13 protein-coding genes are annotated in these 13,682 nt (G+C 65.2%); all 13 read right to left on the reverse strand.

Annotation, left to right across the window (positions count from 1 at the left end; translation table 11 throughout):
• Window positions 1-1,773, reverse strand: a 1,773-nt coding sequence (locus Q0D45_RS17450) for an ATP-binding protein (RefSeq protein ID WP_293395731.1), incomplete at its 3' end; no start/stop codon positions are given.
• A 381-nt stretch (window positions 1,774-2,154) separates the two neighbouring features.
• Window positions 2,155-2,520 carry a response regulator gene (locus Q0D45_RS17455; RefSeq protein ID WP_022975062.1) on the reverse strand — a complete coding sequence of 122 codons (366 nt, stop codon included), beginning with the start codon at window positions 2,518-2,520 and terminating at the stop codon, window positions 2,155-2,157.
• Window positions 2,517-2,867: an STAS domain-containing protein gene (locus Q0D45_RS17460; protein ID WP_293395736.1), complete on the reverse strand. Its 351-nt coding sequence runs from the start codon at window positions 2,865-2,867 to the stop codon at window positions 2,517-2,519. The genes Q0D45_RS17455 and Q0D45_RS17460 overlap by 4 nt, the downstream gene beginning before the upstream one ends.
• 75 nt (window positions 2,868-2,942) lie before the next feature.
• The gene (locus Q0D45_RS17465) at window positions 2,943-3,443 is read right to left on the reverse strand and encodes a chemotaxis protein CheW (RefSeq protein WP_293395739.1); all 501 of its coding nucleotides are present in this window, start codon (window positions 3,441-3,443) and stop codon (window positions 2,943-2,945) included.
• On the reverse strand, window positions 3,440-4,366 hold the full coding sequence (motD, locus tag Q0D45_RS17470; RefSeq protein WP_293395742.1) for a flagellar motor protein MotD: 927 nt from the start codon (window positions 4,364-4,366) through the stop codon (window positions 3,440-3,442). Before motD ends, Q0D45_RS17465 begins: the two co-directional genes overlap by 4 nt.
• A 95-nt stretch (window positions 4,367-4,461) precedes the next feature.
• Window positions 4,462-5,202: a flagellar motor protein gene (locus Q0D45_RS17475; protein ID WP_293395744.1), complete on the reverse strand. Its 741-nt coding sequence runs from the start codon at window positions 5,200-5,202 to the stop codon at window positions 4,462-4,464.
• Entirely contained in the window at window positions 5,202-7,115 is a 1,914-nt protein-coding gene (locus tag Q0D45_RS17480; protein WP_293395746.1) for a chemotaxis protein CheA, read from the reverse strand. Before Q0D45_RS17480 ends, Q0D45_RS17475 begins: the two co-directional genes overlap by 1 nt.
• A gap of 24 nt (window positions 7,116-7,139) precedes the next feature.
• Complete coding sequence (locus tag Q0D45_RS17485) at window positions 7,140-7,919, reverse strand: protein phosphatase CheZ (protein ID WP_293395748.1); 780 nt, start codon at window positions 7,917-7,919, stop codon at window positions 7,140-7,142.
• A complete protein-coding gene (locus Q0D45_RS17490) occupies window positions 7,916-8,308 on the reverse strand; it encodes a chemotaxis response regulator CheY (RefSeq protein ID WP_022975055.1) in 393 nt (130 codons plus the stop codon). Before Q0D45_RS17490 ends, Q0D45_RS17485 begins: the two co-directional genes overlap by 4 nt.
• Window positions 8,309-8,324: 16 nt before the next feature.
• Window positions 8,325-9,113, reverse strand: coding sequence for an RNA polymerase sigma factor FliA (locus Q0D45_RS17495; RefSeq protein WP_366946489.1), 789 nt, complete (start codon window positions 9,111-9,113; stop codon window positions 8,325-8,327).
• A 5-nt stretch (window positions 9,114-9,118) separates the two neighbouring features.
• Entirely contained in the window at window positions 9,119-10,045 is a 927-nt protein-coding gene (locus Q0D45_RS17500) for a MinD/ParA family protein (RefSeq protein WP_293395754.1), read from the reverse strand.
• A complete protein-coding gene (gene flhF / locus Q0D45_RS17505) occupies window positions 10,038-11,477 on the reverse strand; it encodes a flagellar biosynthesis protein FlhF (RefSeq protein ID WP_293395757.1) in 1,440 nt (479 codons plus the stop codon). Before flhF ends, Q0D45_RS17500 begins: the two co-directional genes overlap by 8 nt.
• Window positions 11,478-11,503: 26 nt before the next feature.
• Window positions 11,504-13,579 (reverse strand): flagellar biosynthesis protein FlhA, encoded by a 2,076-nt coding sequence (flhA, locus tag Q0D45_RS17510; protein ID WP_293395760.1) that lies wholly within the window; start codon window positions 13,577-13,579, stop codon window positions 11,504-11,506.
• Between the last annotated feature and the right edge of the window lie 103 nt (window positions 13,580-13,682).

Here is a 13,682-nt window from a genome sequence, read left to right on the forward strand (position 1 = left end):
GGGCAGCACGAACCATTCGCGCAGGTCCATCAGCGGCAGGTATTCGTTGCGCACCTTGAGCACGGTGCCCTCGCCCGCCATGCGCTTGATCTGCTCGGGCTTCGGCTGCAGCGATTCGACCACCGAGCCCAGCGGCACGATGAACACTTCCTGGCCGACGCCGACCGACATGCCGTCGAGAATGGCCAGGGTCAGCGGCAGACGGATGATCACCCGCGTGCCGCTGCCGGCCGGCGAGGACAGATCCACCGAGCCGCCCAGCGCCTGGATGTTGCGCTTGACCACGTCCATGCCGACGCCGCGGCCGGAGACATCGGTAACCTGTTCGGCGGTCGAAAAACCGGGTGCGAAGATCAGTTGCCAGACCTCGGCATCGGCCATCGTCTCGCTGCAGGCAATGCCCTTCTCCTGCGCCTTGGCGAGGATGCGGGCGCGATCCAGACCCCGGCCGTCGTCGGACACTTCGATGACGATGTGGCCGCCCTGATGCGAAGCGCTGAGGCGAATGGTGCCGGTGGCGTCCTTGCCCTTGGCGATACGATCGGCAGCCGTTTCCAGGCCGTGATCGAGACTGTTGCGGACCAGATGATTGAGCGGATCGGTGATCTTCTCGATCACCGATTTATCGAGTTCGGTCTGCTCGCCATTGGTCACCAGACGCACCTGCTTGTTGAGCTTGGTGGCGAGATCGCGCACCACTCTCGGGAAGCGGCTGAACACCGCTTCCATCGGCAGCATCCGCGTCGCCATCACCGCTTCCTGCAGCAGCCGCGTGTTGCGATCGAGCTGCGACAAGCCGTTGAGCAGCTTTTCGTACTGCACCGGATCGAGATCGGCGGCGCGCTGGGTCAGCATCGCCTGGGTGATCACCAGTTCGCCGACCAGGTTGATCAACGCATCGATCTTCTCGGTGCCGACTCTGATCGAACCGGCATCGCCCTGGCGCGGCGTCGCGGCAGCGGCCGGGCTTGCAGGCTCGGCCGCCTTGACCAGCGCCAGCGCCGGCTTGCCGGGCTCGATGCTGACCACCGCTTCGGCAAGCGCCGGAGCATCGATGCTGACCGCAACGGCCAGCGGCTCGATGACCAGACGGCAGTCATCCTCGACCCAGGAAAACAGTTCCTCCACTTCACCGCGCGTGGCATCGCCATGCAGGCGCAAGGTCCAGGCGAGATAGCAGGATTCAGCGTCGGCATCACCGAACGACGGCAGGCCGGCGGTATCGACTTCGACCTCCATCGGTCCCAGCGCATCGAGCCCGCGAATGATCCGCAGCGGATCGTTGCCGCTGCGGAACAGATCGGCCTTCGGCTCGAAGCGGATCAGCCAGCCGGTTGGCGCGGCGACGATTGCCGGCTTGATGGCGGCGACCACGACCGGCGCTTCTCCAGCGAGCGCCAGCGCGATTTCGGCTTGCGTCGAGGTCACCGCTGCGGCATCGAACGCGGTGCCGTCACGCGCGGCACCGAGCAGGCCGCGCAGCACGTCGACGACTCTCAGCAACAGATCGACATCAGCCTTGGTGACCTGGCGCTTGCCGCTGCGCATCTGGTCGAGCAGGGTTTCCACACCGTGCGTGTAGTCGGCGACGCTGGCGAAGCCAAACGTCGCGGCACCGCCCTTGATCGAGTGGGCCGCACGGAAAATCGTGTTGATGGTTTCGACATCGGCGGCCGAGATGTTCAGCGCCAGCAGCGCCTGCTCCATCACGTCTAGCCCTTCGAAACTTTCCTCGAAGAAACTCTTGTGGAAGCGTTCGAGATCGATGCTCACGCGGGCAACCCCGGCGCGCTGTCGCAGAAGGACGAAGGGTTCGAAGTCATGGGCCTGTCTCGTTCGCAGCCGGCTGCAGGTGGCGCTGGCGAAAGCGCCTCAGGCACCTTCGCAAAGCGGGTTCTGCAGGCAAACAGGCAAGCCGTGTTCCAGAGCACCGGAGACAAATCCTTGACGCGCTGGCGGAGCTGGAATCAGGGCAGAACAAGGCTTGCAGTCGCGGCTCGGTGCATCCACGAGCGCAGCACTGAAAGCCCTCACCCCTTGCGGGAGAGGGTTGGGAGAGGGGTTCGTGTCGGAAACGAGCTTATGCCTGCCCGAGAAACGCCCTCTCCCACGAAGGGAGAGGGGAGAGTGGAGACCGGCAAGCGCGTCGTTACTTCAGCTCAAAACCCGCTGAATCGTCGCTATCAACTGATCCGGATTGAACGGCTTCACCAGCCAGCCCGTCGCACCGGCGGCTTTGCCTTCGGCCTTCTTTTCCGGCGTCGATTCGGTGGTCAGCATCAGCAGTGGCGTGAACTTGTAGTCGGCCAAGGTGCGCAGGTTCTTGACCAGGGTCAGGCCGTCCATGTTCGGCATGTTGACGTCGGCCAGCACCAGACGGAATTTCTCGGTCTGCGCCAGCTTCAGCGCCACCGCGCCGTCTTCGGCTTCGGCCACGTCGTAGCCGGCGGCCTTCAGAGTGAACGCCACCATCTGGCGCATCGAAGCGGAATCATCGACGGCAAGTACGCGCTGGCTCATGAGGGATCAACCTGGAGTAGTGAGGCAAGGCCGAGCACTTTCGCGGCGGCCTGCAGGGAAGTGGAGGGATCGCGCCAGACGGTGGCGCGGCCGGCGGCCTGGCGGCTGCGGCAGAACATCAGCAGCAGTTGCAGGCTGGCGGTGTGCAGGCGCTGCACCTCGCCGGCGGCGAACACCACCGGTTCGGCATCGTCGATGCAGGCGGCCAGTTGTTCGCGCAGTGTCGCGGTCTGCTCGATGCCGAGATCGGCGTCGAGCTTCAGCGCTTGCCGGACGGCCGCCTTCGGCGAGCGTCTGGCGGCTTTCGGACGGTGGGTGACGGCATGTTCGGCGGCGGCTGCGTTCATGGCTGGATTCCCTGGATTGCAGACTGTTCAGGCAAGTCCTGTTCCTCTGCCGGTGTCGGCTTGTCGGCGGAGCATTCAAGCTGCATGGGCCAGCGGTGATTCAAGTCCTGTGACCAGGCGATCGGCATCGAGCAAGGTCAGCATTTCGCCCGGCCGGCTGAGCACGCCGAGCACGGCGGACGCAGCTGCCGTTTTCGGCCCGCCGGTCACCGGCGCCGGCTTGATCGCGGCATCGGCAATGCGGCGCACGTCGACGACTCGATCCACTCGCAGGCCCACCGGTTCGCGTCTGGACTCGCTGCGGCCATCGCCCTTGCTATCGACGACCACGCAGCAGACCGGCGCATCGAGCGTGCGGGGCGTCAGGCCGAGGCGGCAGCGCAGATCGATCATCGTGACGATCGAGCCGCGCAGGTTGATGACACCGAGAATCACGCTCGGTGCGCCGGGTACGGATTCGATTTCGGCATCGGCCAGCACTTCCTGCACCTTGAGAATTTCCAGGCCGTAGAGCTGGCCGGCAAGTTCGAAAGTGACCCAGCGGTTGGAGGCGTCCTGAGCGGGGCGGATGTTCATCGCGAGGTCTCGGTGGCTGGCACCAGCGTGGCGGCAGCAAGGTCTTGATCAGCTGTCGGCCGCATGCCGCTGCTCTCGATGCCCCGGCCGATAGCCGGGGCGAGCTGCTGTGCAAGCGGCGTCGTCGATGGATCGCTGGCATCGCCGTCATCGAATGCGGCAGTGATCGTCGGCGGCTCGGTGCGCGGGATGACGATCAGCACCCGGCGATTGCGATTGCGGCCGTCGGCAGTGTCATTCGCGGCCAGCGGCCGGTATTCGCCGAAGCCGGCGACGCTCATCCGCACCGGTGCGATGCCCTGCCCCATGAACAGCGCCACCACGCTCGCCGCGCGTGCCGACGACAGCTGCCAGTTCGAGGGATAGGCGACGGTCGCGATCGGCAGATCGTCGGTATGGCCTTCGACTCTGATGCTGTTCGGGAACGGTTCCAGGATCGCCGCCAGCCTTGCCAGCACCGGCCGTGCGGCGGTGGAGATATCGGCCACGCCACTCGGAAACAGGATGTCCGTACCGATCTCGATTTCCAGCGCCAGCTCGGTGCGGCGCACGCGAATGAGGTTCTTGTCGATCAGGTCGGCCATCGCCTTGTGCACCTGATCGGCCATCAGCTGCAGCTCGCCGGCCGGCTTGCCGGTGGACAGCACTTTCAACGGCGGCGTGGTCATCTTCGGCAGCGGTCTGATCAGCGCCGGCTTGTCGCCACGCGGCGGCTGATCGCCGATCTGGATCGGCTGTGCCGCGCGCGGCTTGCCGCCGAAAGCTTCGTTGAGCGAATCGGAGAGCACGCGGTACTTGCCCTCGTTGACCGAGGACATCGAATACAGCACCACGAACAGCGCCAGCAGCAGGGTCACCAGATCGCCATAGGGGATCGCCCAGGCTTCGTGGTTGGCGTGTTCCTCGTGTCCTCGCTTGCGCATGAAGCAGTGATCCGTGGCTAGTGATTAGTGGTCAGAACGACAGCGCGACACTTTCTGTTTACTGGTCACTGGCCACGAGCCACTGACCACTGCGTCTAGTGCAGGAAGCCCGACAGCTTCACCTCGATGTTCCGCGGGTTCTCGCCGTTGGAGATCGAGATCAGGCCTTCGATGATCATTTCCTGGGTGCGCACCTGATCGGCCACTGCGGCCTTCAGCTTCGAGGCCATCGGCAGGAAGAACAGGTTGGCGGAAGCGATGCCGTAGATGGTGGCGACGAAAGCCGCGGAAATGCCGTGGCCGAGCTTCGAGGGATCGTTGAGGTTCTGCATCACCGCCATCAGACCCATCACCGCGCCGATGATGCCCAGGGTCGGCGCATAGATGCCCATGCCTTCCCAGACCTTGGCGCCGGCGAGATCGAAGTGCTCGCGTGTCGACACCGATACTTCGAGTGTCGAGCGGATCACTTCCGGCTCGGCACCGTCGACCAGCATCTGCAGGCCCTTCCTGATGAACGGATCGGTCTCGCTGTTGACTGCGCCTTCGAGCGCGAGCAGGCCTTGCTTGCGGGCGCTGTTGCTCCAGTCGACGATCTTGGCGATCAGCGCCGGGCCATCGGCATGCGGCGGCTTGAACACCCATTTCGCCATCTGCATGCCGCGCTTGAAGGTCGCCATCGGCGTGTGCATGGTGATCGCCGCCAGGGTGCCGACGATGACGATCACGAAGGCGGCCGGCCCCCAGAGTGCGGCCACACCGCTGCCCTTGAGGATCGAGCCGCCGATCAGCGCGATCATCGCCAGCACGAAACCGATGATGCTGAGGAAATCCATCAGAACACCGGCGTGCCATGCAGCCGCGTCGACCAGGCGCGCACCAGGCCGGGGAAATCGACGATCAAGGCGACCCGGCCTTCGCCAGTCACCGTCGCACCGGCCAGACCCGCCAGCCCGCGCAGGCCGAGGCCGAGCGGCTTGATCACCACTTCCTCGCGCGCCTTCACCGTGTGCACGATGAAGCCGTAGCGCTCGCCATTCGCTTGCGCGACGACGACGTGGCGCGGCGAGTCACTGCCCGGGCCTTCGGCATTGCTCCACTGCTGCAGATCGATCAGCCGCAAGGTGCTGTTGCGATAGAGCACCGCCTGCCACTGATCGAGCCGGCGCAGACGGGTTTCATCGAGCGCGAAAACATCGAAGACATCGGCCAGTGGCAGCGCCAGCAGACGCTTGCCGACGGCAACCATCAGCGCCGGCAGGATCGCCAGGGTCAGCGGCACGCGCAGCTTCACGCAGGAGCCCTGGCCGATCTTCGATTCGATGCTGACGCTGCCATTGAGCGCCACGATCTTCGACTTGACCACGTCCATGCCGACGCCGCGGCCGGACAGATCGGAGACCTGTTCCTTGGTCGAGAAGCCGGCCATGAACACCAGTTGCAGGCATTCGTCGCTGGTCAGGCGGGCAGCGAGTGCCGCATCCATCAAACCTTTTTCGACGACCTTCTTGCGCAGCTTTTCCGGATCGATTCCGGCACCGTCGTCGCGCACCGAAATCAGGATGTGATCGCCCTGGGCAACGGCTGCGAGCACCAGCTTGCCGGTCGCCGGCTTGCCGGCCGCCGCACGCGCTGCCGGCAGTTCGATGCCGTGATCGACGCTGTTGCGCACCATGTGCACCAGCGGATCGGCCAGCGCTTCGACGAGATTTTTATCGAGATCGGTGTCTTCGCCGATCAGCTCGACATCCACCTGCTTGCCGAGGCCGCGCGCGACATCGCGCGCCAGCTTGGGAAACTTCGAGAACACTTTCTTGATCGGCTGCATGCGGATCTTCATCACCGCGTCCTGCAGGCTGCGGGTGATGTGATCGAGCTCGCCGACGCTCTTGGCGAAGGCTTCCGCCGTTGCATGCTTGCCGCGCAAGGTCTTCAAACGATTGCGTACCAGCACCAGCTCGCCGACCAGATTCATCATCTGGTCGAGGCGGATGGTGTCGACTCTCACCGTGGTTTCGGCCGTCGACGTGCTGGCCTCCACTTTCGCGGCAGGAGCGGGCTTTGCGTCGGGCGCCATCTTCACAGAATCAAAACCCTGCACAACGACGGGAATCGCCGCCCCCGGCGCGCCGTTGCCGTGGTACAGGTCCAGCAGTTTTTCGAATTCGTCTTCGCTGATCGCGTCCGCAACCGGCGCCGCGCTGATGGCCTTCGCCGGAACGGCACCGTGCAGTTCGTCGAGCAGCGCTTCGAACTCGTCGTCGGAAATCGTGTTCGGATCGGCAGCAGGTACAGCCTCGGCCGGCTTGCGCGCCTTCGGCTTCGGAGTTGCTGCTTTCGGCGTGACCACTACTGCCGGCGATTCGTTCTTGGCATGCGCGCGCAGCGCAGCGAGCAGTGCTTCGGGTGCCGGTGTCGGCTCATTGCCGGCGGCGACCTCGGCCATCATCGACACCAGTTGATCGAGCGACTGCATGGTCGCGTCCATCAGCTCCGGCGTCATCTGCCGCTGGCCGGCGCGCAGCATGCCGAACACTTCTTCGGCGATGTGGCAAAGCGCGACCATCGCCGTGAGATTGAGGAAGCCGGCGCCGCCCTTCACGGTATGGAAGGCGCGGAACACGGCGTTCAGCAGCTCGCGATCATCGGGCGTCCGTTCCAGATCGACGAGCTGTTCGCCAAGCCGATCCAGCAGCTCGCCGGCCTCGGTGAGGAAGTCGGCCCGGATGTCGTCGTCAATGCCGCTCATGGTCTTGTCTTTCCGGGAGTCCGATCAGAAGCCCAGCTCGGCGAGCAGGGCATCGGCGTCCTGCTGGCTCTGGCCTCCGCTGCTCAGTCCTGGCACTGCCGGGCCTGCCAGCTCGCCGTTGGCGCTGGCAGTCGGCGATGCCGGTGTCCGCTGGCCTTCATTGGTCGCGCGCAGCAAGGTGATCAGCGCACCTTCGATGTTGTGCACCAGGGTGATCACGCGGCGGATCACCTGGCCGCTCAGGTCCTGGTATTCCTGGGCCTGGGCGATGGTCGAGAAGTGGCCGCGCAGACCGGCACCGATCTCGCGCATCGTGTGCTCGACCTGATCGATGTCGTTGGCCACGGTCAGAGCCCTGAACGGCTGCTGGGTCACCATCGGCAGGCGCTCGCGAATATCGTCGAGCGAAACCACACAGCCATTCAGACGATCGAGCAGCACGCGGCTGTCGTCACAGACATCGAGCGTGCGATGGGCGGCGTCCTCGCCGAGCTTGACCACGTAATCGAGCCGCAGACAGGCATCCGGCAATTCGCTGCCGGCCAGCTGCTGCAGGCGATCGTCGAAGTTCAGATCCTTGACCGCCTGATGCAGCTCGCGGGTCAGCTTGGCGAGATTGACGAACAGGCCTTCCTCGCGCAGCCGCATCAGCTGGTTCAGGCGCGCTTCGAACAGCGCCTGATCGTCGGCTTCGAGCGCTGACAGCAGCTCGCGCAGCCGGCCGATGTATTCGGCGCGATCGGGAATCGCCGGCGCGTCGCGCTCGACTGTCCTCGCGTGGATATTCACAACGACGGCGCTCACGCCGCTTGCTCAAAGCGCTGGAAAATCTTGTCCAGCTTCTCCTTCAGGGTCAGCGCCGTGAACGGCTTGATGATGTAGCCGTTCACGCCGGCCTTGGCGGCGTCGATAATCTGGTCGCGCTGGGCTTCGGCGGTGACCATCAGCACCGGCAGGCTTTTCAGCTTGTCGTCGCCGCGGATCGCGCGCAGCAGGTCGATGCCGGTCATGCCCGGCATGTTCCAGTCGGTGACCACGAAATCGAAGCCGCCGGCCTGCAGCATCGGCCAGGCGGTCTTGCCGTCATCGGCCTCGGCGGTATTGGTGTAGCCGAGATCGGTGAGCAGGTTCTTGACGATGCGGCGCATTGTCGAGAAGTCATCGACGATCAGGATCTTGAGGTTCTTGTCCATGCTTGCTTGCTCGGGTTCAGTTGACGGGCGTGGAGGTGCGACGCTTGCGGGGCTTGGCTTCGCTGCGGCTGTCACGCCACTGGCTGAGGCGGGCGCGCAATCGCAGCAGCGCCTGGCCATGCAGCTGGCAGACGCGGGATTCGGTGACGTCGATGACCTGGCCGATTTCGCGCAGGTTCAGTTCTTCGTCGTAGTACAGGGACATGACCAGCTTTTCGCGCGCCGGCAGTTCGCCGATCGCCACCGTCAGTGCGGTCATGAACGCGGCCTGTTCGACGGCGTCGTACGGCGTGGCGGCGCTGTCGGCCACTTCGTAGTCGCGATCGTCATCGTCATCATTGGCGCCGCCGTGCATCGACAGCACCTGGCACTGCGTGGCATCGCGAACGATCTCGTGATACTCGCTCAGGGAGGCGCCGATCTTTTCGGCGATCTCCGAGTCGCGGGCTTCACGGCCGGATTCCTGTTCGATCGCACGGATCGCCGACGACACTGCACGCATGCGCCGATGCACCGAACGCGGCGCCCAGTCACCGCGGCGCAGTTCATCGACCATCGCGCCACGGATGCGGATGCCGGCATAGGTTTCAAAACTCGCACCTCGGTCACCGCTGTAATGGCGCGCGGCTTCGATCAGGCCGATGGTGCCGGCCTGCACCAGATCATCGGTATCGACGCTGGCCGGCAGGCGCGCAGCCAGATGCCAGGCGATGCGCTTGACCAGATCGAGATGCTGGCTGACCAGCGTCGCTTCGTTGACCACGGCCGCGCCGCTGCTGCGCGCATAGGCCTGCACCGGAGGCATGGCGGTCATGACACGGCTCCGGCCAGCGCTGGTGTTGCCAGACGCGGCAGCGGCGAATGGACCAGACGCTCGACAAAGAATTCCAGGTTGCCGCGGGCGCCGGTCGGCATGCCCCAGCTGTCGGCCTTGCGGGCCAGCTGGCGGAATGCTTCGGAGGCCGGGCAGTTCGGATAGGCCTCGACCACGGTGCGCTGGCGGCGCACCGCACGCTTCAGCCAGTCATCGTTGGGAATGCCGCCGATGAAGCTCAGGGTGATGTCGAGGAAGCGCTCGGCAACTCTGCGCAGGGACTCATAAACGCTCTGCGCTTCGCCGGCATCTCGGACCATGTTGGCCAGCACCTGCACGCGCTCGACGCCGTGATCGCGGTTGAGCACCTTGATCAGTGCATAGGCATCAGTCAGCGACGTCGGATCGCCGGTGACCACGACGATCACCTCTTGGGAGGCCTGGCTGAAGGTGATCACGGAATCGGCGATGCCGGCCGCGGTATCGATGATCAGCACGTCGAGCGGCCGATCAAGCTCGGAGAACGCCCGCACCAGGCCGGCATGTTCGACGGCGCTCAGCTCGGCCATGTGCCGCTTGCCGCTGGATGCCGGCACGATCATCACGCCGGCCGGGCCGGTCATCAGCGTGTCTTCGAGGCGGCACTTGCCTTCCAGCACGTGGGCCAGGTTGTAGCTCGGCTGCAGGCCGAGCATCACATCGATATTGGCCAGGCCGAGATCGCCGTCGAGCAGCATCACCTGGCGGCCGGCGAGTGCCATCGACACCGCGAGGTTGACCGAGACGCTGGTCTTGCCGACGCCACCCTTGCCGCTGGTGACCGCGATCACCCGCACCGGCTGGGCCGGCTTCAGGCGCCGCAGGCCGGCAGCCTGATCAAGCACCGCCGTTGTGCCGTGACCGGGAAGTTCGAGCTTAGACATGCGCCTGAACTCCGCCGTCGAAGCCGGGGGTGAAACCGTTGGCCATGCTCGATGCGAAGCGCATGGCCATCGTTTCTTCATCGATATCCATCGGGGTTGCTCGGGCGAGTTGTTGGGCGCGGATGACCAGCTGATCGGCGCGGGCCACCTGCAGGTCTTCGGGCACGCGCTGACCGTCGGTCACGTAGGCAATCGGCAACTGGTGGCGAATGGCTGCGCTGAGTGCGCCGCCGATCCGCGTGGTTTCGTCGAGCTTGGAAAGGACGCAGCCGGCAATCCTGCTACCGGGGCCCATGCCGCCGAAGCGGCGCACCACTTCGTCCTGATCGCCGGACTGGCTGGTGGCGGCAATGGTCAGGAAGGCTTTCAGGCGGGTGCTGGCTTCGCCGAGCATCTGCACCTGCTGTTCAAGTGCGCCATCGCGCGGGCTCATGCCGACCGTGTCGATCAGCACCAGCTTGCGATCGGAGAGCTTGGCCAGGGTGTCGCGCAGGCTCTGCTGCGGCGTCACCGTGTAGACCGGCACGCCGAGCAGGCGGCCGTAGGTGTAGAGCTGTTCGGCGGCGCCGATGCGGTAGTGATCCATCGCCACCAGCGCGATGTCGCGCAGGCCGTGGGCTTCGGCATAGCGGGCGGCGAGCTTGGCGATGGTGGTGGTCTTGCCGACGCCGGTCGGGCCGACGAGGGCGATCACCCCCCCTTCGAGCACCACATCGTGCTGGGCCACCGGAATGCGTCGGGCCAGCAGGCCCAGCGGCAGGAAGCGGGCGCGTTCGGCGCTGGTGGTATCCGGTAACTGTTCGGCGATCTCGCGGGCCAGCGGCGCATCGAGGCCGAGATCGGTCAGCGTCTTCAGCACCGTGTAGCGCTGCGGATGATGGCGGCGCAGATCGTTCCAGGCCATGCCGGCCAGCTGCTCCTGCAGCATGCGGCGCATGCCACCCAGCTCGCGCTGCAGTTCGACGAATTCATGGGATGCCAGCGCAGTGCCGGGCTGGGCACTGACCGCGAACGCCTGATTGCCAGACTGCGCGTAGTTAAGCGAGGACGCTTGGCTGCGCGGCATCGCGTTGTTGCCTGGCGCAGGCGCATAGCTGCTGATCGGCGCCGATGGCCGCGCTGGCGGCGCTACTTCCGTATCGCCGAAATCGGCCAGCAGGATGTCCAGCGGCACGCGATCGCTGCCCGGTGCCGGCGTCATCAGCGGTTCCGGCTTGGGCTCCGGCAGCGGTGGCTCGATGGCATCCAGGGGCTGCGCGCCGCGACGCAGCGACTGCTGCATCAGCGCTTCGTCGTAATCGACGGCGGCCACCACTTCGATGCCGCCCTGCACGCGACGATTCGACAGGATCACCGAATCCGGCCCCTGTTCTTCGCGAACCATGCGGATGGCTTCACGCATGTTCTTCGCCACGAACCGCTTGATCTTCATCGGTCAAAGACTCCGTTCTTGACGCCTTAGCTGATCGCGCCGATCAGGCGGATCTGCTTGGTTTCCGGTACTTCGTTGTAGGCCAGCACATGCAGGTCCGGCAGCGACTGACGCGTGAACTTCGCGAGCCAGGGCCGCAGGCCTGCCGGCACCAGAAGCACCGCGGGCTGGCCGTTCTGCGCCTGGCGACGCACCTGGTCCGACAGCGACTGGTGCATCCGTTCGGCGAGTCCTGGTTCCAGCACCGCACTTCCTCCTTGCAGGCTTTCCTGCAGGACGCGTTCCAGCGCCGGCGCCAAGGTGAGAACCGGTAGTTCCGGCTCCAGACCATTGATTTCCTGAACAATCTGGCGAGACAGCGCAACCCGCACGGCGGCAGCGAGGACGACGGGTTCCTGACTGCGCGGTGCGGCTTCCGCCAGCGCTTCGGCGATGCCGCGCAGGTTCCGCAGCGGCACGCGCTCGGCGAGCAGGGTCTGCAGCACGCGGACGAAGGCCGATAGCGACAGCACCTTCGGCACCAGGTCCTCGACCAGCTTCGGCGCGCTCTTGCCGAGGGCATTGAGCAGCTGCTGGGCTTCGTCGAAGCCAAGCAGTTCGTGGCTGTGGTCCTTGACGATCTGCGACAGATGGGTGGCCACCACGGTGGCCGGATCGACCACCGTGTAGCCGAGCGTCTGGGCGTGATCGCGAGCGCCGCGTTCGATCCACACGGCATCGAGACCGAAGGTCGGATCCTTGGTGGCGATGCCTTCGACGGTGCCGAACACCCGGCCCGGATTCAGTGCCATGTCGCGATCCGGATAGACCTGGCCGCTGGCCACCGGCACGCCGTGCAAGGTGATGCGGTAAGCGCTGGGCGCCAGTTCGAGGTTGTCGCGGATGTGCACCGGCTGGACCAGGAAACCGAGTTCCTGAGTCAGCTTCTTGCGCACGCCCTTGATCCGCGCCATCAGCTCGCCGCCCTGCTTGGCATCGACCAGCGGCACCAGCCGGTAGCCGACTTCGAGGCCGAGCGGATCTTCCTGCAGAACATCGTCCCAGCCGAGTTCGGCCGGTGCTGCGGCAGCCGGCGGCGGCGCGTTCTTGACTGCCCTCGCCTTCTGCTTGGTCCGCTGCGCCGTCATGTAGGCAGCGCCGCCGCAGATCGCCGCCAGGCACAGGAACACGCCGTTCGGCATGCCTGGAATGATGCCGACCAGGCCGAGCACGCCAGCCGTGACGGCGAGCACTTTCGGCTCGGCGAATACCTGGCTGATCACCTGCGTACCCATCTGCCCGGCCTTGGACATGCGGGTGACCAGGATCGCCACCGAGGTCGACATCAGCAAGGACGGAATCTGCGCGACCAGGCCATCGCCGATGGTCAGCAAGGTGTAGTTCTTCAGCGCCTCGCCGATGCCGAGGCCATGGTTCAGCGTGCCGATGAACAGGCCGCCGATGATGTTGATGAACAGGATCATGATGCCGGCGATGGCATCGCCACGAATGAACTTCGAGGCACCGTCCATGGAGCCGTAGAAGTCCGCTTCCTCACGAACTTCCTCACGCCGCGCCTTGGCCTCGTCGCGTGTCAACAAACCGGCATTCATGTCGGCGTCGATCGCCATCTGCTTGCCCGGCAGGGCATCGAGCACGAAGCGCGCAGAGACTTCGGAAACCCGCTCCGCACCCTTGGTGACGACCATGAAATTGATCAGGGTCAGGATCACGAACACGATGAAGCCGATCGCGTAATTGCCGCCGATCACGAAGTTGCCGAAGGCTTCGATGACGTGCCCGGCTGCTGCCCCGCCCTGATGGCCGTGCAGCAGCACGACACGCGTGGAAGCGACGTTCAGCGCCAGCCGCAGCAAGGTGACCAGCAGCAGCACGGTCGGGAAGGCGCTGAATTCCAGCGGCCGCATCACGTAGACGACGGCCAGCAGGATGATGATCGACAGGGCGATGTTGAAAGTGAACAGCAGATCGAGCACGAACGGCGCCAGCGGCACCACGATCATCGCCAGCACGATCAGCAGCAGCAGCGGTGCGCCCAGGCCTCGCGCGGCACTGTCAGGGCCACGCAGCGACTGCAGCAGGTTGGTGATCGCGATCGGCATCGGTCCTCCGGAAAAAGGAGGACGCCTTTGCAGCACGCCCTCGAAGGGGTGGGTGCAAGAACTGTTCTAGCGTCAAATCTGCGGCGCCAGGGCGCACCCCGGT

Source organism: Nevskia sp., from assembly GCF_023266035.1.
Classification (GTDB): domain Bacteria; phylum Pseudomonadota; class Gammaproteobacteria; order Nevskiales; family Nevskiaceae; genus Nevskia.